General features: G+C 69.3%; 21 protein-coding genes and 2 tRNA genes. 10 read left to right on the forward strand and 13 right to left on the reverse strand.

Features of this window, described 5'->3' with window-relative positions; genetic code table 11:
• Positions 1–4 precede the first annotated feature (4 nt).
• Genes mnmA through ACIPY8_RS09430 form a run of 3 tightly spaced genes read left to right on the forward strand, consistent with a single transcriptional unit; the run spans position 5 to position 3,947 of the window.
• Positions 5–1,102, forward strand: coding sequence for a tRNA 2-thiouridine(34) synthase MnmA (gene mnmA / locus ACIPY8_RS09420; RefSeq protein ID WP_400817286.1), 1,098 nt, complete (start codon positions 5–7; stop codon positions 1,100–1,102).
• Positions 1,103–1,143: 41 nt separating this feature from the next.
• Complete coding sequence (gene ligA, locus ACIPY8_RS09425; protein ID WP_400817288.1) at positions 1,144–3,459, forward strand: NAD-dependent DNA ligase LigA; 2,316 nt, start codon at positions 1,144–1,146, stop codon at positions 3,457–3,459.
• Complete coding sequence (locus ACIPY8_RS09430; protein ID WP_400817290.1) at positions 3,456–3,947, forward strand: hypothetical protein; 492 nt, start codon at positions 3,456–3,458, stop codon at positions 3,945–3,947. The genes ligA and ACIPY8_RS09430 overlap by 4 nt, the downstream gene beginning before the upstream one ends.
• A gap of 32 nt (positions 3,948–3,979) precedes the next feature.
• Here the strand turns inward: ACIPY8_RS09430 and ACIPY8_RS09435 are convergent, their stop codons facing one another.
• The 5 genes from ACIPY8_RS09435 to ACIPY8_RS09455 all read right to left on the reverse strand — a co-directional run bounded on the left by ACIPY8_RS09435 (position 3,980) and on the right by ACIPY8_RS09455 (position 9,784).
• Complete coding sequence (locus ACIPY8_RS09435) at positions 3,980–5,029, reverse strand: winged helix DNA-binding domain-containing protein (protein ID WP_400817291.1); 1,050 nt, start codon at positions 5,027–5,029, stop codon at positions 3,980–3,982.
• A 42-nt stretch (positions 5,030–5,071) separates the two neighbouring features.
• Entirely contained in the window at positions 5,072–5,614 is a 543-nt protein-coding gene (locus tag ACIPY8_RS09440; protein ID WP_400817293.1) for a GNAT family N-acetyltransferase, read from the reverse strand.
• 126 nt (positions 5,615–5,740) lie between these two features.
• Positions 5,741–6,205 (reverse strand): GNAT family N-acetyltransferase, encoded by a 465-nt coding sequence (locus ACIPY8_RS09445; protein ID WP_400817295.1) that lies wholly within the window; start codon positions 6,203–6,205, stop codon positions 5,741–5,743.
• Between the two features lie 3 nt (positions 6,206–6,208).
• Positions 6,209–8,038: a DEAD/DEAH box helicase gene (locus ACIPY8_RS09450; protein ID WP_400817297.1), complete on the reverse strand. Its 1,830-nt coding sequence runs from the start codon at positions 8,036–8,038 to the stop codon at positions 6,209–6,211.
• A 45-nt stretch (positions 8,039–8,083) separates the two neighbouring features.
• The gene (locus ACIPY8_RS09455; protein ID WP_400817299.1) at positions 8,084–9,784 is read right to left on the reverse strand and encodes a long-chain-fatty-acid--CoA ligase; all 1,701 of its coding nucleotides are present in this window, start codon (positions 9,782–9,784) and stop codon (positions 8,084–8,086) included.
• A 68-nt stretch (positions 9,785–9,852) separates the two neighbouring features.
• Here ACIPY8_RS09455 and gatC point away from each other — a divergent pair, with 68 nt between their 5' ends.
• The 6 genes from gatC to ACIPY8_RS09485 all read left to right on the forward strand — a co-directional run bounded on the left by gatC (position 9,853) and on the right by ACIPY8_RS09485 (position 15,435).
• Positions 9,853–10,152, forward strand: a complete 300-nt coding sequence (gatC, locus tag ACIPY8_RS09460) for an Asp-tRNA(Asn)/Glu-tRNA(Gln) amidotransferase subunit GatC (protein ID WP_400817301.1) — start codon at positions 9,853–9,855, stop codon at positions 10,150–10,152.
• On the forward strand, positions 10,149–11,666 hold the full coding sequence (gene gatA / locus ACIPY8_RS09465; RefSeq protein WP_400817303.1) for an Asp-tRNA(Asn)/Glu-tRNA(Gln) amidotransferase subunit GatA: 1,518 nt from the start codon (positions 10,149–10,151) through the stop codon (positions 11,664–11,666). The genes gatC and gatA overlap by 4 nt, the downstream gene beginning before the upstream one ends.
• Entirely contained in the window at positions 11,666–13,180 is a 1,515-nt protein-coding gene (gene gatB, locus ACIPY8_RS09470) for an Asp-tRNA(Asn)/Glu-tRNA(Gln) amidotransferase subunit GatB (RefSeq protein ID WP_400817305.1), read from the forward strand. Before gatA ends, gatB begins: the two co-directional genes overlap by 1 nt.
• Positions 13,181–13,258: 78 nt before the next feature.
• Positions 13,259–14,515 (forward strand): DNA polymerase IV, encoded by a 1,257-nt coding sequence (dinB, locus tag ACIPY8_RS09475; RefSeq protein WP_400817307.1) that lies wholly within the window; start codon positions 13,259–13,261, stop codon positions 14,513–14,515.
• Positions 14,516–14,552: 37 nt separating this feature from the next.
• Positions 14,553–14,870 carry a hypothetical protein gene (locus tag ACIPY8_RS09480; RefSeq protein ID WP_400817309.1) on the forward strand — a complete coding sequence of 106 codons (318 nt, stop codon included), beginning with the start codon at positions 14,553–14,555 and terminating at the stop codon, positions 14,868–14,870.
• Positions 14,854–15,435 carry a hypothetical protein gene (locus ACIPY8_RS09485; protein ID WP_400817310.1) on the forward strand — a complete coding sequence of 194 codons (582 nt, stop codon included), beginning with the start codon at positions 14,854–14,856 and terminating at the stop codon, positions 15,433–15,435. The genes ACIPY8_RS09480 and ACIPY8_RS09485 overlap by 17 nt, the downstream gene beginning before the upstream one ends.
• A 7-nt stretch (positions 15,436–15,442) precedes the next feature.
• Here the strand turns inward: ACIPY8_RS09485 and ACIPY8_RS09490 are convergent, their stop codons facing one another.
• From ACIPY8_RS09490 to orn, 7 genes are all read right to left on the reverse strand, one after another.
• Positions 15,443–15,928 (reverse strand): DUF2017 family protein, encoded by a 486-nt coding sequence (locus tag ACIPY8_RS09490; RefSeq protein ID WP_400817312.1) that lies wholly within the window; start codon positions 15,926–15,928, stop codon positions 15,443–15,445.
• A complete protein-coding gene (clpS, locus tag ACIPY8_RS09495; RefSeq protein WP_400817314.1) occupies positions 15,925–16,218 on the reverse strand; it encodes an ATP-dependent Clp protease adapter ClpS in 294 nt (97 codons plus the stop codon). The genes ACIPY8_RS09490 and clpS overlap by 4 nt, the downstream gene beginning before the upstream one ends.
• Positions 16,215–16,562: a metallopeptidase family protein gene (locus tag ACIPY8_RS09500; RefSeq protein WP_400817316.1), complete on the reverse strand. Its 348-nt coding sequence runs from the start codon at positions 16,560–16,562 to the stop codon at positions 16,215–16,217. The genes clpS and ACIPY8_RS09500 overlap by 4 nt, the downstream gene beginning before the upstream one ends.
• Before the next feature lie 46 nt (positions 16,563–16,608).
• Positions 16,609–17,238 carry a LysE family transporter gene (locus tag ACIPY8_RS09505; protein WP_400817318.1) on the reverse strand — a complete coding sequence of 210 codons (630 nt, stop codon included), beginning with the start codon at positions 17,236–17,238 and terminating at the stop codon, positions 16,609–16,611.
• Positions 17,239–17,275: 37 nt separating this feature from the next.
• Positions 17,276–19,375, reverse strand: coding sequence for a heavy metal translocating P-type ATPase (locus ACIPY8_RS09510; RefSeq protein ID WP_400817320.1), 2,100 nt, complete (start codon positions 19,373–19,375; stop codon positions 17,276–17,278).
• A 98-nt stretch (positions 19,376–19,473) separates the two neighbouring features.
• Positions 19,474–19,549, reverse strand: a tRNA-His gene (locus ACIPY8_RS09515).
• Positions 19,550–19,585: 36 nt separating this feature from the next.
• The gene (gene orn / locus ACIPY8_RS09520) at positions 19,586–20,212 is read right to left on the reverse strand and encodes an oligoribonuclease (protein WP_400817322.1); all 627 of its coding nucleotides are present in this window, start codon (positions 20,210–20,212) and stop codon (positions 19,586–19,588) included.
• 58 nt (positions 20,213–20,270) lie between these two features.
• Here orn and ACIPY8_RS09525 point away from each other — a divergent pair.
• Positions 20,271–20,343, forward strand: a tRNA-Arg gene (locus ACIPY8_RS09525).
• 45 nt (positions 20,344–20,388) lie between these two features.
• Here ACIPY8_RS09525 and ACIPY8_RS09530 read toward each other — a convergent pair.
• The gene (locus ACIPY8_RS09530) at positions 20,389–20,655 is read right to left on the reverse strand and encodes a hypothetical protein (protein WP_400817324.1); all 267 of its coding nucleotides are present in this window, start codon (positions 20,653–20,655) and stop codon (positions 20,389–20,391) included.
• Positions 20,656–20,784 lie beyond the last annotated feature (129 nt).

The raw sequence follows: 20,784 nt of genomic DNA on the forward strand, positions 1-20,784 counted from the left end.
TCCCATGAGGATACTCGCGGCCATGAGCGGCGGCGTCGACTCCGCTGTGGCGGCCGCACGGGCCGTCGACGCGGGGCACGACGTCGTCGGAGTGCACCTGGCGCTCTCCCGCGCGGGCGGCACGCTGCGCACCGGAAGTCGCGGGTGCTGCACGATCGAGGACGCGCTCGATGCCCGCCGCGCGGCCGACCTGCTCGGCATCCCCTTCTACGTGTGGGATTTCTCGGAGCGCTTCCGCGACGATGTGATCGCCGACTTCGTGTCGGAGTACCAGGCGGGACGCACCCCGAACCCGTGCATGCGCTGCAACGAGAAGATCAAGTTCGCCGCCCTCCTGGAGCGCGCGATCGAGCTGGGCTTCGACGCGGTGTGCACGGGCCACTACGCCACGCTCGTCTCCACCGATGCCGGACTCGAGCTGCACCGTGCCGCTGACAACGCGAAGGACCAGTCGTACGTACTGGGCGTGCTCACGGCGGAGCAGCTGGCGCACACGTACTTCCCGCTCGGCACGACGCCGTCGAAGGCGATCGTGCGCGCCGAGGCCGCCGAGCGCGGGCTGACCGTCGCGCAGAAGCCCGACAGCCATGACATCTGCTTCATCCCCGACGGCGACACACGCGGCTGGCTGGCCGAGAAGGTGGGAACGGCGACCGGCGAGATCGTGGATCGGACCGGTGCGGTGGTGGGTTCGCACGAGGGTGCGCACGCGTTCACCGTCGGACAGCGTCGCGGGCTCAAGCTCGGAGTGCCGGCGCCCGACGGCAAGCCCCGCTTCGTGCTCGAGGTGCGACCGGTGTCGAACACGGTCGTCGTCGGGCCCAAGGAGGCGCTCGCGACGCGGGAGATCGCGGGGGAGCGCTTCAGCTGGGCCGGTGCGGCACCTGCGGAGTCGGAGTTCGCCTGCGACGTGCAGATCCGCGCCCACGCCGAGCCCGTCGCGGCGCGCGCCGTGGTCTCGGAGTCCGGTGTGACCGTCGTGCCCGAGGAACCGCTGGACGGGGTGGCTCCGGGGCAGACCGCCGTGCTGTACATCGGCACGCGCGTGCGCGGGCAGTTCACGATCGATCGCACGGTGTCGGCGGTGCCGGTCGACGCGTAGCGGCTCCCGAGTATGTCGGTGGTCGCTCGTAGACTGAGCGGGTGCCGGAGAACATCTCGCTGGAAGACGCCCGTATTGAGGCTGAGGAGCTGACGACTCGCATCCTCGAGGCGAAGGACGCCTATTACGGGCGCGACACCTCCCTCGTCGACGACGCCACGTACGACGGGTGGATGCATCGGCTCGAGGAGATCGAGCGCCTGCATCCCGAGCTGCAGGGACAGGATTCGCCGACGCAGATGGTCGGCGCCGCAGAGGCGACCGGGCTCGCCACGATCGAGCACGCCGAGCGGATGCTGAGTCTCGACAACGTCTTCTCGATCGAGGAGCTCCGTGAGTGGGCCGCCAAGACCCGAGCCTCGGCCGGTCGAGACGTCGACTGGCTCACCGAACTCAAGATCGACGGACTCGCGATCAACCTCCGCTACGAGAACGGCCGCCTCACCTCCGCGGCGACTCGCGGCGACGGCCGGGTGGGCGAGATCGTCACGGAGAACGCGCTGCGGCTGCCGATGATTCCCGCGCAGCTGAGCGGCACGGGGCATCCCCCCATCGTCGAGGTGCGCGGCGAGGTCTTCATCCCGGTCGCGGCCTTCGAGCGGCTCAACGCGGCGCAGGCGGAGTTCCGCGAACGGGCCTATGCCGACGCGCTGGCCCGCTGGGAGGCGCGTTCCGGCGCTAGGAAGCCCTTCGACGAGGAGAAGGCTCGCACGGCCGCGGCGCGGCGCTTCCCGTCGTTCGCGAACCCCCGCAACGCCGCGAGCGGAGGGCTCCGCCAGCAGATCGACAAGAAGGACGGACTGGAGCTCGAAGCCGGGCTTCTGCGCATCGAGTCGCTCGCCCTGTACGTACACGGCATCGGCGCGTGGGAGAACCCGCCGGTCGCGGCACAGAGCCAGGTGTACGACCTCCTCAGCGAGTGGGGTCTGCCGACGAGCCCGCACACGCGGGTGTGCGCGAGCGTCGATGACGTCGTCGAGTTCGTGGAGTACTTCGGCGAACATCGCCACGACATCGAGCACGAGCTCGACGGCATCGTCGTGAAGATCGACGAGCTCGCCCTGCACGACGAGCTGGGTGCCACCAGCCGCGCACCGCGGTGGGCGATCGCCTACAAGTACCCGCCGGAAGAGGTGCAGACGAAGCTCCTCGACATCGTCGTGTCGGTCGGCCGCACCGGCCGCGCCACGCCGTTCGCCGTGATGGCACCCGCGCACGTCGCGGGATCCGTCGTGCGGCAGGCGACTCTGCATAACAAGGATGTGGTCAAGGCGAAGGGCGTGCTGATCGGGGACACGGTCGTGCTGCGAAAGGCGGGCGATGTGATCCCGGAGGTGCTCGGCCCGGTGGTCGAGAAGCGTGACGGCACCGAGCGCGAGTTCGTCATGCCGGTCGAGTGCCCCGAGTGCGGCACGCCGCTGCGCCCCATGAAGGACGGCGACATCGACCTCCGCTGCCCGAACGCCCGCTCGTGCCCGGCGCAGGTGCGCGGCCGCGTCGAGCACATCGGATCCCGCGGCGGACTCGACATCGAGGCCCTGGGCGAGGTGACCGCCGCCGCGCTGACGCAGCCGACGTCGCCTGCGACACCGCCGCTCGAGACCGAGGCCGGCCTGTTCGCCCTCACCCTCGAGCAGATCGTGCCGATCGAGCTCGTCGTGAAGGACGCCGAGACGGGACTGCCCAAGGAGGATGAAGACGGACTCGTGAAGACGCGTGCGCCGTTCCGTCGCAACCCCACGGCCGCCGAGAAGAAGTCGGGTGTCGAGGGGCCGCAGCCGTCTTCGCAGGCCGTGACGCTCCTCGCCGAGCTCGAGAAGGCCAAGACGAAGGACCTCTGGCGTCTGCTGGTCTCCCTGAACATCCGTCACGTCGGGCCGTCCGCCGCTCGTGCGCTCGCGCAGTGGTTCGGCTCGCTCGACGCGATCCGGGCGGCATCCCGCGACGATCTCGCCGCGGTGGAAGGCGTGGGCGGCATCATCGCCGACTCGCTCCTCGCCTGGTTCGAGGTCGGTTGGCACCGCGACATCGTGCAGCAGTGGACCGACGCCGGCGTGCAGTGGGCGACGCCCGGTCATCCCGGCCCGGGCGGAGCGGTCGCCGAGGGTGGAGTGCTCGAGGGTCTCACGGTCGTCGCCACCGGTTCTCTCGACGGCTACACGCGTGACGGCGCTCAGGAGGCCATCATCCAGGCCGGCGGCAAGGCGGCGTCCAGCGTCTCCAAGAAGACCGACTTCGTCGCGGCGGGGCCGGGTGCAGGATCGAAGCTCGCGAAGGCGGAGGAGCTCGGCATCCGCGTGCTCGACGCCGCGCAGTTCCACCTTCTCGTCACGGAAGGTCCGGACGCTCTCGGATGAAGCGCTACGGGCCCCTGCTCGCGGTCCCCGGGGCTCTGGCGGTCGGGGATCCCGGGCGGCATCACCTCCGTCTGACGCCCGACGCCGTCCTGTTGCGTGAGGGCGTCGAGAATCGGGGGATCATCCCGTGGGGCGGTGTCGACCGCATCCGACTGGACGTCCCGACCACGAGGTTCCGCCTGCCCGGTCTCGTCGGCACGGTCATCCTCGGCGCTCTCTCGGCGATTGCTCTCTCCGACCTCGGTGTGGACCCGGATGACGGCTCGCTCACGATCACGGTCGACGGCGGGCCGCAGGTCCTCCCGCTCAGCCGTCACCATGTGGGCGGGTACTGGGCGCCCACGGTCGACGGGGCCCATCGGCTGCTCGAGCAGCTCATCGCCGCCCCGACGCAGCGAGCGCTTCTCGCGCGCCCGGAGTCGCTCGTGGACGTCGCCGCGAAGCTCGCTCGGAGCACCACGCCGTCGAGGGGACGGCCCTCCTCCTGAGGGTCGCCGCATCCTGACCGTCGATGTCAGACTCACGTGTTCCGCAGCCACTCGGTGAGGCGTTCGCACTCCGCGGAGACCGCATCCCTCTGGCGGCGCGTCACCTCGTCGATGTAGTCAACAGAGACGGACTGATCGGCGTCGAGCGACCATGTCGCGGCCACTTGGCCGTCGACGAGCACCGTGCGTTTTCCCCCGATCACGAGGCCCAGGCGATCGTCGGCGATCACGCGTCGTCGATCGGCGTGCGCGAGCAGGATGTTGTCGAACTCCGGCAGGAGCCGCACCGGCACATCGGTGTCGGGACCGGGGCGAGGCGCGTCCGGCAGATCGAACAGCTCCTTTCCCGCCTCGTCGCGAAAGGTCACCAGGCGATCGCGAAGACTCTCGAAGACTCCGCCGAGACGGGTCAGTCCCGACCACTGCTGAGCGTCCATGACCGTCGCTGGGCCGAAGGCACGCAGATACCTCACGACGACATCCTCGAGGGCGACGGCTTGCTGCTCGCGTCCGAGCCACTGCTCGAGCGTCGCGCACACCGCTCGTCCACTCGACCGCCAGAGACCCCGAGGCGGGACCTGGACCAGTGGCAGGGACAGCCGGATCGCGTTGCCCAGCACGGTGTGCGATGCATCCGGCCAGCGCTCGCGGAGGACGGCGCCGACGTCGGCTGTGCTGCGAGGCTCCGCTGCCAGCACGGCTCGACCTGCTACCGCCAGCTCGTCCGTGTCGACCTGCGCTTCGCGCAACGGTTTCGCGAAGGGACCGCTGCGCATCTCCCGGTCGAGCTTCGGCTGCACGTGGGGTCGCAACCCGAGGGCGTCGGCGGTGGTGGTGAGGTGGATCGTGCCGCGCATCAGCAGGATGCGCACCGCCGCCCGGTCGGTGAGCAGACTCTCGAGTTCCTCGGGCCGGAAACCCACCAGGCGACTCCAGAGCCCGATGTACGGGGAGCGCGGCTCCTGAGCCTGAAGGCCCACGAGACGATCGATCGCGGACAGCGCCGACACATCGACACGCTCGTCGAGCATCTGACGCGCGAGCAGCGCCCTGTTGAGGTCTTCGGTCCCGAGTGTCACCACGGGGTCAGGGTACCGCCGAACTCCCCGACGCGAGGCCGGACGTCAGAGCGCCCGCGACATCCGCAGCTCGTGCAATCCCACGACGCTGCCACCCTCTCCGAACTTCTCGCCGCCGTCGACGGTCCATCCGTGCGCCCGGTAGAAGCCGATCGCCCGCGCGTTGCCTTTCAAGGCCCAGAGGTAGCCGCGTGCCCATCCCTCGGCCCGCAGGGCGCTCTCGGCGTGCCGGATCAGCGCGCGCCCAACGCCCTGGGACCAGGCATCCGGATGCGCGTAGAGACCGGCGATCTCGCCCTGGTCGCTCAGTTCCTCGTCGCGTCCGCCTCCGAAGCTCACCCAGCCGACGATGCGACCATCGAGTTCGGCGACGACCAGTCGATGGGCGACGGGTCCGTACGCGTCCGTCGACTCGCCCGCGAGCGAACGCTCGATCCAGGTCGACCACATGGCTGCGCGCGCGTCGACGCTCTGCCGGTGCAGGACATCCTGATCGATGAGTCCCACGTACGCGGCCTGCCACGACGCCACGTGCACGACGGCGACGCCGTGCGCATCTTCGACCTGCGCGTCTCTGATCTCCAGCATCCGGTCACCCTAGCGCGAGCACAACTGCGGACCGCGCGGGCGACACGCCGCCACGCGCCCGTATGCCGCGGCGTTTCGGCCCCCGCATCCGAAGCTGTGCCCGCTCGGACGCCGTAATGGTGCGAATCAGATGTCGTGATGTCGCTGGAGGAGACGCTCGGAGACCGCGAATCCGAGGCGGCGATACAGCGGTAAGGCTCGGTCGCTGGCGTGAACGACGATGCGTCGAGAGCCGTCTTCGTCCGCAGAGGCGCAGGCTGCTTCGACGAGCGCTGCTCCGACACCCTGGCCGCGGAATGCCGGTACGACATACACGCTCTGGATGTCGGCGGAAAGCCGCGTGAGGTGGCCTGGTCGCGGCACGCGAGGGACGAGAGCGACCCATGCGGCGCCGATCGCGTCACCCGAGCCCGTCCGGGCAATGAATGCGGAGTGCGATCTGCCCTGTCCGGTCCACCAGTGCACGAGTTGTTCTGTGAAAACGCGTAGTTCGGCGCTCGACGGCTCGCGGCCTTCGCTGTCGAGCCACTTGACTCGCGCGAGATCGACCGCGAGCTCGGGCGTCGCGCGTTCTATCCGAACGCCGTCCACGGGTCAGCCCTTGTGGCGGGGCTTGCGGGCAGGCCGGTCGTCGCGGGCCGGGCGGTCGTAGCGCGGACGCTCGTCGCGGCGCTCGAAGCGGTCACGGCCGCCGTCACGACCACCCTCGCGCGGTGCGCGGCGCGCGCCGGGGCCGCGGTCCGGCTTGATCTCGATCAGGCGACCGGACACCCGCGTGTCGCGCAGCTTCTCGAGCACGGCGGGGTCGAGGTTCGCCGGCAGCTCGACGATCGAGAAGTCGGGACGGATGTTGATCGCCCCGAAGTCGTCGCGACCGAGACCGCCCTCGTTCGCCAGCGCCCCGACGATCTGGCGCGGCTCGACGCGGTGACGACGGCCGACCTCGATGCGGTATGCCGCATAGTCGCCGCGTCCGCGACGCTCGCGCGGCTCGCGGTTCTCCCGGGGCTCGCGCGTGGTGCGCTCGCGCGGCGGGCGGTTGTCGAACTCGACGGCGCGCGCGAGGGCGTCGTCCTGCGGGTCGAGGAGGAGGGGCCGATCGCCCTGCGAGACCACCGCGAGCGCCGCGGCGACATCCGCCTCGGGCACGTCGTGGTTGCGCACGTAGTGCGCGATGATGTCGCGGAACTTCTCGATGCGCGAGGTCTCGCCGAGGGCCGTGGTGATCGCGTCGTCGAAACGCGCGAGACGCGTGGTGTTGACGTCCTCGGTCGTGGGCAGCTGCATCTGCGTCGGCTGCTGACGCGTGGCCTTCTCGATGTGCTTGAGCAGGTAGCGCTCGCGTGGCGTGATGAAGCTGATCGCGTCACCCTTGCGACCCGCGCGACCTGTGCGCCCGATGCGGTGCACGTACGACTCGGTGTCGGTCGGGATGTCGAAGTTGACCACGTGGCTGATGCGCTCGACGTCGAGGCCGCGCGCGGCGACGTCCGTCGCCACGAGGATGTCGAGCTTGCCGTCCTTGAGCTGGTTCACGCTGCGCTCGCGCTGAACCTGGGGCACGTCGCCGTTGATCGCCGCAGCCGAGTATCCGCGCGCACGGAGCTTCTCGGCGAGCGTCTCGGTCTCGTTCTTCGTGCGGACGAACACGATCATGCCGTCGAAGTTCTCGACCTCGAGGATGCGGGTGAGGGCGTCGACCTTCTGCGCGTAGGACACCACGAGGTACCGCTGCGTGATGTTCGTGTTGGTCGCGGTCTTCGACTTGATCGTGATCTCCTCGGGATCACGGAGGTACTGCTGGGCGAGACGACGGATCTGGGCCGGCATCGTCGCCGAGAACAGCGCGACCTGCTTCTCGACGGGCGTCTGCGCGAGGATCTGCTCGACGTCCTCCGCGAAGCCCATCTTCAGCATCTCGTCGGCCTCGTCGAGGACGAGGTACTGGAGCTCCGAGAGGTCCAGGGTGCCCTTCGCGAGGTGGTCCATGATGCGGCCGGGCGTGCCGACGACGACGTGGACGCCGCGTCGCAGTGCCGACAGCTGCACGCCGTAGCCCTGACCGCCGTAGACGGGCAGCACATGCACGCCCTTCATCTTCGAGGCGTAGGACTCGAACGCCTCGCACACCTGGAGCGCGAGCTCACGGGTCGGGGCAAGCACCAGCGCCTGCGGCGTCTTCTGCGCGACGTCGAGGCGCTCGAGAACGGGCAGCGCGAACGCGGCGGTCTTGCCGGTTCCGGTCTGCGCCATGCCGACGACGTCGCGTCCCGAGAGAAGAGTCGGGATGGTCGCGGCCTGGATGGGCGAAGGGGTCTCGTAGCCGAGATCCTTGATGGACTTGAGGACGGGCCCAGTGATCCCGAGCTCCTCGAATCCGGGGGTCGAGGGGGCGTCGATGGGCGCAGCGTCTTCAGGAGTCACTGATCAAGGGTAGCGTCTCGCGACCCGCGCCGCCTGGACACGCTGTCAGGCGCCGCCGGTGAGGGCGAGGAGTCGCTCCTTGACCTGCCGACGCAGCACCTTGCCGATCAGGGACTTGGGCAGCTCGTCGACCACGAAGATCCGCCGGGGCACCTTGTACGGGGTGAGGATGCTGCGGGCGTACTCGCGGATCGCCTCCACGTCGACGTCCGTGCCGGGGTCGACGACGATAGCCGCGACGACCTCCTCGCCGGAATGCTCGCTGGGCAGCCCGACGACCGCGGCGTCGGCGACCTGCGGATGCTGTCGCAGGGCGTTCTCCACCTCGGTCGGCGCCACGTTGAAGCCGCCCGTGATGATGAGCTCCTTGATGCGGTCGACGATGCGGATGAAACCAGCCTCGTCGACGGTCACGATGTCGCCTGTGCGGAACCAGCCGTCCACGAACACGGCCTCGGTCTCCTCGGGCTTCCCGTAGTAGCCGGAGAACACCTGAGGACCGCGGACGATCAGCTCTCCCGCGGTCCCGGCGGGGACGTCGTCGGTCGGGTTCTCGGGGTCGACCACGCGGCATTCGGTGCCGGGGAGCGGGAGACCCACCGTTCCGGGGACGCGGTTGTCGGCGACGGGGTTCGCCATGAGCACCGGCGAGCATTCGCTGAGCCCGTACCCCTCGACGAGGAAGCCGCCTGTGGCCTTCTCGAACGGCACGACGAGCTCGTGCGGGAGAGGCATGGCCCCCGAGATGGCGACCTCGATGCCGGCCAGGGACACGCCCTTCGCGTTCGCCGCGGCGAGGAGGCGATCGGCGATCGGCGGCACCAGGGGCAGGAAGGTCGCGGGGTGCTTCTTCATCACGTCGAGCACGAGGTCCGGGTCGAACTTCGGGAAGAGCACGAGGCGCGCGCCCATCGACATCGCGAACGTGAGGCACAGGGTGAGGCCATAGGCGTGGAACATCGGGAGAACGGCGTAGACCACGCAGCCCTTCCCGCGCTGGATGGACGGGACCCACGCCTGGGCCTGCGCCGCGTTGGCGAGAAGATTCCGATGAGTGAGCGAGGCACCCTTTGGAGTACCGGTCGTGCCGGACGTGTACTGGATGATCGCGAGGTCGTCCGTACCCGGGCGCGGGTGCGACGCCGGCAACGACTCGGAGCCCAGGAGCGACTCCCACGTCACGGTGCCGCGCACGCGCTCGGTCAGGGCGGCGCGCGACTCGCGCGCCTTGGCGACGGGCAGCCGCAGCGCCAGACGCGTGAGGAACGGCATCGCGCGGGTGACGTCGACCGAGACGAGGTTCGTGACCGCCAGATCGGCGGGGAAGTCCTGCACTGTTGCGACGACCTTGTTCCAGACGATCGCGTGCTTCGCACCGTGGTCCTCGAACTGCTTACGCAGCTCGCGCGGCGTGTACAGCGGATTGTGTTCGACGACCACGGCGCCGAGGCGCAGTACCGCGTAGAACGCGATGATGTGCTGCGGGCAGTTCGGCAGCACGATCGCGACGGGATCGCCTGCGCGCACCCCGAGGTCCCTCAGGCCGGCGGCGGCGCGGTCGATCGCGTGCTGCATGTCGGCGTAGGTGGTCTCGCGCCCGAAGAACTGCAGCGCGGGCGCATCCGGATAGTCCCGGGCCGAGGCGGCGACGATGTCGATCAGCGATCCGGAGACCGGGGCGAGGTCGTCGGGGACGCCGTCCGCGTAGCTGGCGATCCACGGGCGAGGAGGCTCATACGTGCTCACGTGCCCAGCATAGGGGCGACGACCCCGCGGCTGCCGGTGACGCCGAGGGCGCTGACTAGACTGGAGCGGTGTCTGAAATCACCCCTGATCTTGTGCGCCATCTCGGCGTGCTCGCGCGCATCCAGCTGAACGACGACGAGGTGACGCGGCTCACGGGCCAGCTCGACGCCATCGTCGACAACATCGCGAAGGTGTCGGAGGTCGCGACGGCCGACGTCGCCGCGACGAGCCACCCGATCCCGCTGAGCAACGTCTTCCGTCCCGACGTGGTCGGTGAGACGCTCACGCACGACCAGGTGCTCCAGAACGCGCCGGACCAGGCGGACGGCCGGTTCCGCGTCACCGCGATCCTGGGAGAAGAGCAGTGAGCGACATCATCCGCCTGACCGCGGCCGAGCTGGCCGACAAGCTCGCCGCACGCGAGATCTCGAGCGTCGAGGCCACGCAGGCCCATCTCGATCGGATCGCCACGGTCGACGGCGACGTCCACGCGTTCCTCCACGTGAACGAGGGTGCGATCGCCGCGGCCTCGGAGATCGACGCCCGCCGCGCCGAGGGGGAGCAGCTGGGACCGATCGCCGGTGTGCCGCTCGCGATCAAGGACGTGCTGGTCACGACCGACCAGCCCACGACCAGCGGATCGCGCATCCTCGAGGGCTATCGCTCGCCGTACGACGCCACCGTGGTCGCACGCTCGCGCGCCGCGGGTCTGATCCCGCTCGGCAAGACGAACATGGACGAGTTCGCGATGGGCTCGTCGACCGAGCACTCGGCCTACGGGCCGACGCGCAACCCCTGGGACCTCGATCGGATCCCCGGCGGGTCCGGTGGTGGCTCGGCCGCGGCGGTCGCCGCTTTCGAGGCACCTCTCGCCCTCGGTTCCGACACGGGCGGATCGATCCGCCAGCCCGCGCACGTCACCGGCACTGTCGGCGTCAAGCCCACCTACGGCGGCGTCAGCCGCTACGGCGCGATCGCCCTCGCCTCGAGCCTCGACCAGGTCGGCCCGGTGACCCGCACGGTGCTCGACGCCGGTCTGCTGCACGACGTCATCGGTGGGCACGACCCCCAGGACTCGACCTCGCTCACGGACGCCTGGCCCTCGTTCGCGCAGGCCGCTCGCGACGGTGCCCGCGGCGACGTGCTCAAGGGGCTCAAGGTCGGTGTGATCCGTGAGCTCCCCGACAGCGGCTTCCAGCTCGGTGTCGCGGAGTCGTTCCGCAGCGCTCTCGCTCTCATGGAGGCTCAGGGCGCCGAGATCGTCGAGATCGGCGCTCCGCACTTCGAGTACGGTGTCGCCGCGTACTACCTGATCCTCCCGGCGGAGGCCTCGAGCAACCTCGCGAAGTTCGACTCGGTGCGCTTCGGTCTCCGCGTGACGCCCGACGGCAACCCGACGGTCGAGGACGTCATGTCCGCGACGCGCGACGCCGGTTTCGGCGAGGAGGTCAAGCGCCGCATCATCCTCGGCACCTACGCGCTCTCCGCGGGGTACTACGACGCCTATTACGGCAGCGCGCAGAAGGTCCGTACGCTCATCCAGCAGGACTTCGCGAACGCGTTCGCCGAGGTCGACGTGATCGCGACCCCGTCGGCGCCCACCACGGCGTTCAAGCTCGGCGAGAAGATCGACGATCCGCTGCAGATGTATCTCAACGACATCACCACGATTCCGGCGAACCTCGCGGGCGTCCCCGGGATCTCGATCCCCAGCGGCCTGGCCGCCGAGGACGGGCTGCCCGTCGGTATCCAGTTCCTCGCTCCGGCTCGCGAGGATGCCCGCCTCTACCAGGTCGGCGCCGCGCTCGAGACCCTGCTCGTCGACTCGTGGGGCGCGCCGCTCCTCACGCGTGCACCCCAGCTCGTGGGAGGGACCCGCTGATGGCCACCGCCAAGCTCATGGACTTCGACAAGGCGCTGGAGCTGTTCGAGCCCGTTCTCGGGTTCGAGGTGCACGTCGAGCTGAACACGAACACGAAGATGTTCTCGGATGCTCCGAACCCGGCGAACGAGGCGTACCACGCGGCAGAGCCGAACACGCTCATCGCCCCGGTCGACCTCGGACTCCCGGGGGCGCTGCCGGTCGTCAACGAGACGGCGATCCGCTCGTCGATCAGCCTCGGGCTCGCCCTGGGCTGTTCGATCGCCGAGTCGAGCCGCTTCGCCCGCAAGAACTACTTCTACCCGGACCTCGGCAAGAACTACCAGATCTCGCAGTACGACGAGCCGATCGCGTTCGAGGGCTCGGTCGAGGTCGAGCTCGAGGACGGCACGCTCATCCAGGTGCCGATCGAGCGCGCCCACATGGAGGAGGACGCCGGCAAGCTGACCCACATGGGGGGAGCGACCGGACGCATCCAGGGCGCGGAGTACTCGCTGGTCGACTACAACCGCGCGGGTGTGCCGCTCGTCGAGATCGTCACGAAGACGATCTTCGGCACCGAGCACCGTGCCCCCGAGGTCGCCAAGGCGTACGTGGCCGCGATCCGCGACATCGTCCGCGGCCTGGGCATCTCCGAGGCACGCCTGGAGCGCGGCAACCTGCGCTGTGACGCGAACGTCTCACTGAGGCCGCGCGGCGTCGAGAAGCTCGGCACGCGCACCGAGACCAAGAACGTCAACTCGATGCGCTCTGTCGAGCGCGCCGTCCGCTACGAGATCCAGCGACAGGCGCAGATCCTCGCTGACGGTGGCACGATCACGCAGGAGACCCGTCACTGGCACGAGGACACGGGCACGACGTCTCCCGGTCGCCCGAAGTCGGATGCCGATGACTACCGCTACTTCCCCGAGCCCGACCTGCTGCCCGTCCAGCCGGCCCGCGAGCTCGTCGAGGAGCTGCGCGCGGCTCTGCCCGAGCAGCCGGTCGCGCGCCGTCGCCGCCTGATGGGCGAGTGGGGGTTCACGGACCTCGAGTTCCAGGACGTCCGCAACGGAGGCCTCGTCGAGGTCGTCGAGGCGACTGTCGCTGCCGGCGCGACGCCCGCCACGGCGCGCAAGTGGTGGACGGGAGAGATCACCCGCCTCGCGAACACGCAGGAGAAGGACGCGACCGAGCTCGTCTCGCCGGAGAACGTCGCCGCGCTGCAGAAGCTCGTCGACGCCGGCACCCTCACCGACAAGCTGGCCCGCCAGGTGCTCGAGGGCGTCATCGCGGGGGAGGGCACCCCGCAGCAGGTCGTGGATGCACGAGGTCTGGCGGTCGTCTCCGACGACGGCGCCCTGATCGCGGCCATCGACGAGGCTCTCGCCGCCCAGCCCGACATCCTCGCGAAGATCAAGGACGGCAAGGTCCAGGCGGCCGGCGCCGTGATCGGAGCCGTCATGAAGGCGATGAAGGGCCAGGCCGACGCCGCACGCGTGCGTGAGCTGGTCCTGGAGCGCGCAGCACAGTGATCCGGTGGCGGACTCGGCTGCCCGCGCGGCGTCGAGTCCGCCGCTCGGGATGTCCGCGACCCGGAGGACAATGGACTCATGGGTCACGGTGACGGCAGAGGGCGGATGGTGTCGTCCGCCGATGCCGACGACACGGGTACCCGCATCCTGCACGTCGACATGGACGCGTTCTACGCCGCCGTCGAGGTGCTGGACGACCCGAGTCTGCGTGGTCTTCCCCTGATCATCGGTGCTCCGGACGGCCGGTCCGTGGTCTCCAGCGCGTCCTATGAGGCGCGACGCTACGGCGTGCGGTCCGCCATGCCGGTCTCGCAGGCGATCCGCCTGTGCCCGACAGCGCGCATCGTGCCGCCGCACTTCCACCGCTACCAGGAGGTCTCGCGCCAGGTGATGGCGATCTTCGAGTCCTTCACGCCGCTCGTCGAGCCCCTGTCGGTCGACGAGGCGTTCCTCGACGTGCACGGCGTCCGTCGGCTGTGGGGGAGCCCGGCGCGGATCGCGCAGCTCGTGCGCGAACGCGTGCACGACGAGGTCGGCATCACCTGCAGCGTGGGTGTCGCCGCCACCAAGCATGTGGCGAAGATGGCATCGACGATCGCCAAGCCCGATGGGATGCTCGTCGTCGCCGGCCCCGACACCCAGGCGTTCCTCGACCCCCGACCGGTCCGGGCGATGTGGGGCGTCGGCCCCAAGGCCGCGGAGGCACTGGAGGGACGCGGCATCCGCACGATCCGCGACATCCGGGAGTCCTCGAGCGACATGCTGGACCGTGCCGTCGGTCCCGCTCTCGGCTCACGTCTCGTCGCGCTCTCTCGGGGACACGACGCCCGCGCGGTCGAGACGCAGCGCGTCGAGAAGAGCATCGGGCACGAGGAGACCTTCGACACGGACGTGGTGGATCGCACCTTCCTCGGCGCGGAGCTCGTGCGGCTCGCCGACCGCGTCGCCGCCCGTCTGCGTCGCGCGGGTTGGGAGGCGGCGACCGTGTCGATCAAGGTGCGATTCGACGACTTCCGCACGTTGACCCGTTCCCAGACGCTGCCTGAACCGACAGCGGTCGGGCAGCGTATCGGCGAGGCTGCCCGGACGCTGTTCGCGCAGATCGACCGCCGCGACCCCATACGCCTCATCGGCGTGCGTGCCGAGAACCTGCGGCCGGGCGGGGGCGGAGGGATCGGGCTGTGGGACGACGACGAGGATTGGCGCCGCGTGGAGGGGGCGATGGACGTGGCGGTCGCCCGCTTCGGGAACGCCTCGATCACGAGGGCACGCCACATCGGCCGGGGCGAGGGGCGCGGCGCGGCGCGGCATCCGAAGGACCACGGCGTCGATTGACCCCGCATCGGGCTCGGACCTGGACTAGCGTGGACGCATGCCCAACATCGCACTGGAACTCGGCAAGCAGGCGGCAGCATTCGGCGTCAAGAGCGCCTACGGCGAACCGCAGGACGTCGACGGCGTGAGCATCACGCCCGTCGCCTTCACCTACTCGGGTTTCGGTGGGGGGAGCGGAGACGGAGCCGAGGGCGGCGGTGGCGGCGGCGTGTCGGTCCCGGTCGGCGTCTACGTGCGTCGTGAGGAGGGGCTGCGGTTCGAGCCCAACATCGTCACACTCCTGGTCGTCGCGGTGCCTTTCGTCTGGGTCGCCGGGCGTGCTCTCTCCCGCATCATCCGTGCCCTCAAGAAGTGACGATCCGGTCGCGGCGGCACTCTCCGGCGCCGCGTCTCTGATCGTCGCGGACATCCGCGCTCTCGCGGCGACGAACCCGGTCGTCCTCATCGACGGCCGCAGCGGTGCCGGCAAGACGTCCCTCGCGCGCCGACTGGTCGAGCGCTGGCCGGTGCGCGGACGCGTCCAGCTCATCGCGCTCGACTCGATCTACCCGGGCTGGGACGGACTGGAGTCCGGGGTCGAGCGTGCTCTGGACGGCATCCTCCGTCCGCACGGACGCGGTCTCCTCGGCACCTGGCGACGATGGGACTGGGAGCACGACCGCGACGCGGAGAGCCACGCCGTCGATCCGTCGCTCAGCCTGCTCGTCGAGGGAAGCGGCATCCTCACGCCCGCGACGGCCGCGATCGCCGATGTGCGCATCTGGGCGGAGTCCGGGGACGAGGCGCGCAGACGCCGGGCCCTGGCCCGCGACGGCGACACCTATCGGCCGCACTGGGAGCGCTGGGCTCGTCAGGAGGAGTCGCATCTGCAGCGCGACGACCCTCGATCGCTGGCCACGCGTATCGTCGCGGTGCCCTGAGATCCGCTCAGTCGAGCTCGTCGGCCGCGTGGACGATGATCTCGAGGCGGTAGCCGAGCCAGTCGTAGACGCCGTACCTCGCGTCGTCCGGATCATGGTCGTCGTCGTGCTCGATGCCCAGTCGCGCGGCGATCACGAGCCGCAGCGCCGTGAGCGTGCGCAGCCAGGCATCGGCGTCGGATGCCGTCAGTCGGAGATCGTGCTCGGCGAAGGCATCCGCCTCCGACAGATCGTCCTCGGTCCGCAACGGCGACAGCGCGTGGCGGACGACCTCCGCATCGTGCAGTCGGCGGTCGAACAGATCGGCACGTGTCGCCTCTCGGAAGCCGCGTGCGGCCTCCGGGTCGTCGGGGTACGCATCCGGGGCGAGCCGGCTCACAGCAGGATCCGTGAGGTCGCGGTCCGCGCCCACGAGGTCGACGAAGTCATCGACCAGGCGGGACAGTTGGATGCCCTCGATGCGCGCGATCCGCATCTCGATCGTCCGGGTCATGCGCCGACCTTCCGTACGGTCGCCCACAGTCCGTAGTCATGCATCGCCTGGGCGTGCACCTCCATGGTCTCGCGCGGTCCCGTCGCGACGATCGCGTGACCGTCGTGGTGCACGGCGAGCATCAGTCGGGTGGCGTGCTCGCTCGTGTAGCCGAAGTACGTCCGGAACACACGCACGACGTAGCTCATGAGGTTCACGGGATCGTTCCACACCACGACCTCCCACGGCTCCAGGGGCGCGGCGGAGAGCGCGAGATCCTCCTCGACCTCCGGGCTGGTGAGCGGTGTCATGCCCACCCCAGCTCGTGAAGCTGCTCGTCGTCGATCCCGTAGAAGTGCGCGATCTCGTGAACGAGAGTCGTGTGGATCTCGTCCCGCAGCTCCTCCTCGTCGTCGCACGCGGCGAGGTGCGGCTCGCGGTACACGACGATGCGGTCGGGGAGCTCGCCCATGCCGTACTGGGTGCGCTCGGTGAGGGCCAGGCCGTCGTAGAGCCCGAGCAGATCGAGGCTGCCGTCCTCGGGGCGATCCTCCACGACGAAGACGACGTTGTCGAGTCCGTCGACCATGTCGTCGGGAAGACGGTCGAGCTCGTCGATCACGAGCTCTTCGAAGGCTGCGGCGTCCATCTCCATCACTCCCAGCCTATTGCCGAGCGACGAAGACATGGTGCGTCCGGCGTCAATGGAGGAACACCAGCAGCGCGGCGACGGCGATGAAGAGGATGCCGAAGACGCTGTTGAGGGTGCGCTGACCGCGTGCCGACCGGGTGAGCCGGCGGAAGGGACGGGCCGCCGCGGCGAAGAACCCCCACATGACGAGCACGTCGACGACGATGACGGTGATGATGAGCGTCAGGTACTGCGGCAGCTGCGGCTGGTCGAGGCGCACGAACTGCGGGATGAAGGCGAGGAAGAAGACGATCGCCTTCGGGTTGAGGAGATTCACCCAGAATCCTCTGCGGATCATCGCCCAGTGCCCCTCCCGGGCGTCGTCGACGAGGTCGTCCGGGTTCTCCCGCACGATGGGACGGGCGAGGATCAGACGCACCCCCAGGTAGACCAGATAGGCCGCGCCGGCGTACCGGATCACGGTGAAGAGGATCTCTGATCTCGAGACGATGAGTCCGACGCCGGCGGCGACGATGACGACGTGCACGATCAGGGCGAGCTGCTGTCCGACGATGCCCCAGATCGACCGACGCCATCCCTGGCTGAGGGCGTTCGACATCGTGTTGATCGCTCCGGCGCCCGGGGTGAAGCTGATCACGACGCAGGCGGTGAGGAGTGAGAACCAGACGGCGAGCGACACCCCGCAAGTCTAGGACGCACCCGTCACCGCCCCGATCTCAGCTCGCTGCGTCGTCGAGCTCCCGGAGCCTCGCAGGACGCAGATCGAGACGTCGCAGGATCTGGGCGTTCGCCGCCACGACGATCGTGGACAGGGACATGAGGATCGCGCCGACCGACATCGGCAGCACGAAACCCCACGGCGCGAGGAGGCCGGCCGCGAGGGGCACCGAGAGGAGGTTGTACCCGGCCGCCCACCACAGGTTCTGCGTCATCTTGCGGTAGCTCGCCCGGGAGAGGGTGATGACCGAGCCGACCGTCCGCGGATCGTCACCGGCGAGGATCACCCCCGCGGAGGCGATCGCCACGTCCGTGCCGGCGCCGATCGCGAGCCCGACGTCCGCCTGCGCGAGTGCCGGGGCGTCGTTGACCCCGTCGCCGACCATGGCGACGATGCGTCCCTCAGCATGGAGCTCCCGGACCTTCGAGGCCTTGTCTGCGGGGCGCACGCCGGCGAACACGCGCGAGATGCCGAGCTCAGCGGCGACATGCTCGGCGACAGCCTGCGCGTCTCCCGTGATCATCACCACGTCGACGCCGCGCTCGCGGAGGGTCTCGACGGCCACGATGGATTCCGGGCGAACGGCATCGGCCAGGCGGAGGGCGCCGATCACGCGATGATCGGCGACGACGTGGAGGATGATCGCTCCCTCCGCGCGCCAGACGTCCACGCTCGGGAGCTCGTCGAGCGACTCCTCGTGCAGGAGATTGGGGCCGCCCACCGCGACGAGCCGTCCGTCGACGACGGCGCGGACGCCGACGGCGGGGGAGGAGGAGAAGTCCGTGACCGCCGGGACGGCGAGGTCCCGTTGCGCCGCCGCGTCGACGATGGCGCGAGCGAGAGGGTGCTCCGAGTCGCTCTCCGCGGCGGCCGCGAGACGCAGCACCTCCTCGGGCTCGACGTCGGGAACGGTCTCGATGCCGGTCATCGCCGGAGCGCCCTTCGTGAGAGTTCCCGTCTTGTCGAACAGTACGGTGTCGACCGGTCGCATGGTCTCCAGCGCGAGACGGTCCTTCACGAGGATCCCGGCTCGAGCGGCCCGCTCGGTGGCGATGGAGACGACCAGCGGGATCGCGAGCCCGAGCGCATGCGGACAGGCGATGACGAGGACCGTGATGGTCCGGATCACGGCCTCGTCGGGGAGGCCGACGACAGTCCAGACGACCGCCGTGACGACCGCGGCCGCCAAAGCGAACCAGAACAGCCATGCTGCGGCTCGGTCGGCGATCCGCTGAGCCCTCGATGACGAGGCCTGGGCGTCGGCGACGAGCTTCTGGATGCCGGCGAGCGTCGTCTCGGAGCCGACGGCCGTGATCTCGACCCGGATCGCGGAATCGGTGGACACGGTGCCGGCGACGACAGGGTCGCTCGCAGCACGCCCGACCGGGCGGGACTCGCCGGTGATCATCGACTCATCGATGCTCGATGCGCCGCGGATGATCCGGCCGTCCGCGGGGATGCGCCCGCCGGGCCGGACGACCACCACATCGCCGACGCGCAGGTCGGACGGGGAGATCAGGGTCGTGCCGTCCGGGTCGACGCGCTCCGCTTCGTCCGGCAGGAGTGCGGCGAGCGAATCGAGGGCCGAGGTGGTCTGCGCGAGCGAGCGCATCTCGATCCAGTGCCCCAGCAGCATGATGACGATGAGGAGTGCGAGCTCCCACCAGAACTCGAGCTCATGGTGGAGGATGCCGAGCGAGGCACCCCAGGACGCCAGGAACGCCACGGTGATGGCCAGACCGATCAGGAGCATCATCCCGGGCCGGCGCGACCGGAGCTCCGACACCGCCCCCGAGAGGAACGGCGCACCACCCCAGGCGTACATCACGGTGCCGAGGATCGGCGCGATCCAGTTCCACGGTCTCGGGATCTCGTATCCGAGGATCATCGCGAACATCGGAGACGTCGCGATGACCGGGACCGCGACGGCCAGCATGATCCAGAACAGACGACGGAACTGCTCCGTGTGTCCTGCGTGGTCGGCGTGTCCCGTGTGGTCGGCGTCTCCTGCGTGGTCGGCGTGTCCTGCGTCCGTCACGGGCGCGCCGTGGGCGCCCGGCGCGGGATGGGTCGTGCGGGGACCGTGGTCATGTGACATGGTCAAGCTCCGTTCGTCTCTCCCTCCCAGAACCATATACCCCCTAGGGGTATTCCGGAACGCGAGAAAAAGGCCCGGATCAGAGATCCGGGCCTTTCTGGGGTGAGTAACGGGACTCGAACCCGCGACATCCGGCACCACAAGCCAGCGCTCTACCAGCTGAGCTATACCCACCATGCGCCGATCGGAATCGGCAACCAGACGAGTCTATTACATGTTTGGGGTGAACTCCGACACGGTGCGACTCGCGATCTCCCGGGCGTCATCGCTGGACGGTCCGGGCTCATCGACGAACACCGCTTCGCGGTAGTAACGGAGCTCCCTGATCGACTCGAGGATGTCGGCGAGAGCGCGGTGTCCGCCGTCCTTCGCCGGAGCCTGGAAGAACACGCGCGGGTACCAGCGTCGCGAGAGTTCCTTGATGCTCGAGACGTCGACGTTGCGATAGTGCAGCCACTGGTCGACCTGGGGCATGTACTTCGCGAGGAACATGCGATCGGTGCCGATGGTGTTTCCGGCGAGCGGGGCCTTGCGCTCGACCGGCGCGAAGCGCTTGATGTAGGCGAGTGTCTGCTCCTCGGCCTCGGCCAGGGTCACACCGTCCGGGATCTCGGTGATCAGCCCAGACGTCTCGTGCATCGCGGTGACGAAGTCATTCATGTGATCGAGCGCGGCGTCACTCGGGCGGATGACGACCTGGAAGCCCGCATCGACCGGGTTGAGCTCGAAGTCGGTGATGACGACCGCGATCTCGACGAGCTCATCCACGGAGAGATCGAGTCCGGTCATCTCGCAGTCGATCCAGACGAGCCGGTCGTTCTCAGACGCAGATACCATGCCGACATCCTATCGACGGCTCCGACATCGGGCTCCGGCACGGTACCGTGGTAGAGCCGCCTCCGTAGCTCAGGGGATAGAGCAGGAGCCTTCTAATCTCTTGGTCGCAGGTTCGAATCCTGCCGGGGGCACGACACGTGTCCGCCGCGTTGTCCAGTGGACTTCCCGGTGCGATCTCAGCCGTTGCGGAGTGCGGCCACGGCGTCGTCTGCTCGCCAGAAGTCCCCGACGAGGCGGAAGGTGGCCGTCGGCAGATGCAGTCGCTCCGCTCGATAGCGCACGCCGAGGGGATCGGTGGCGAGGCGCAGGTGTCCGAGGACCCTTCCCGACGAGTCCTGCACTCGCCAGAGATGGCCGGACGCGCGGATCAGGTGCTCTCGCGGCGACGACAGCCTCGGCGTCGCGTACGGGACCTCGGGAAGCGTCGTGATCTGGTCGGACATCGGTTCTCCTCTCTCGTTCGAACATATGACCGACCACCGACATTCCCTCACGACCAGGAGGGTGACCGATCCGGGACTGTCCCTCCCCATCGGGGCGTGCGCCCTGTGCGTCCACAGATCGTGTTGTCG

It is taken from the genome of Microbacterium sp. NPDC089696 (assembly GCF_044749125.1).
Classification (GTDB): domain Bacteria; phylum Actinomycetota; class Actinomycetes; order Actinomycetales; family Microbacteriaceae; genus Microbacterium.

Excerpts from the sequence above, each read along its gene's own strand:
- ACIPY8_RS09440 (WP_400817293.1), bottom strand. The coding sequence starts at position 5,614 with ATGCTGGAGATCAGAGACGCGCAGGTCGAAGATGCGCACGGCGTCGCC.
- ACIPY8_RS09490 (WP_400817312.1), bottom strand. The coding sequence starts at position 15,928 with ATGACCCGGACGATCGAGATGCGGATCGCGCGCATCGAGGGCATCCAA.
- gatB (WP_400817305.1), top strand. The coding sequence starts at position 11,666 with ATGGCCACCGCCAAGCTCATGGACTTCGACAAGGCGCTGGAGCTGTTC.
- dinB (WP_400817307.1), top strand. The coding sequence starts at position 13,259 with ATGGGTCACGGTGACGGCAGAGGGCGGATGGTGTCGTCCGCCGATGCC.
- orn (WP_400817322.1), bottom strand. The coding sequence starts at position 20,212 with ATGGTATCTGCGTCTGAGAACGACCGGCTCGTCTGGATCGACTGCGAG.
- ACIPY8_RS09500 (WP_400817316.1), bottom strand. The coding sequence starts at position 16,562 with ATGGAGATGGACGCCGCAGCCTTCGAAGAGCTCGTGATCGACGAGCTC.
- ACIPY8_RS09480 (WP_400817309.1), top strand. The coding sequence starts at position 14,553 with ATGCCCAACATCGCACTGGAACTCGGCAAGCAGGCGGCAGCATTCGGC.
- ACIPY8_RS09510 (WP_400817320.1), bottom strand. The coding sequence starts at position 19,375 with ATGTCACATGACCACGGTCCCCGCACGACCCATCCCGCGCCGGGCGCC.
- ACIPY8_RS09530 (WP_400817324.1), bottom strand. The coding sequence starts at position 20,655 with ATGTCCGACCAGATCACGACGCTTCCCGAGGTCCCGTACGCGACGCCG.
- ACIPY8_RS09430 (WP_400817290.1), top strand. The coding sequence starts at position 3,456 with ATGAAGCGCTACGGGCCCCTGCTCGCGGTCCCCGGGGCTCTGGCGGTC.
- clpS (WP_400817314.1), bottom strand. The coding sequence starts at position 16,218 with ATGACACCGCTCACCAGCCCGGAGGTCGAGGAGGATCTCGCGCTCTCC.
- mnmA (WP_400817286.1), top strand. The coding sequence starts at position 5 with ATGAGGATACTCGCGGCCATGAGCGGCGGCGTCGACTCCGCTGTGGCG.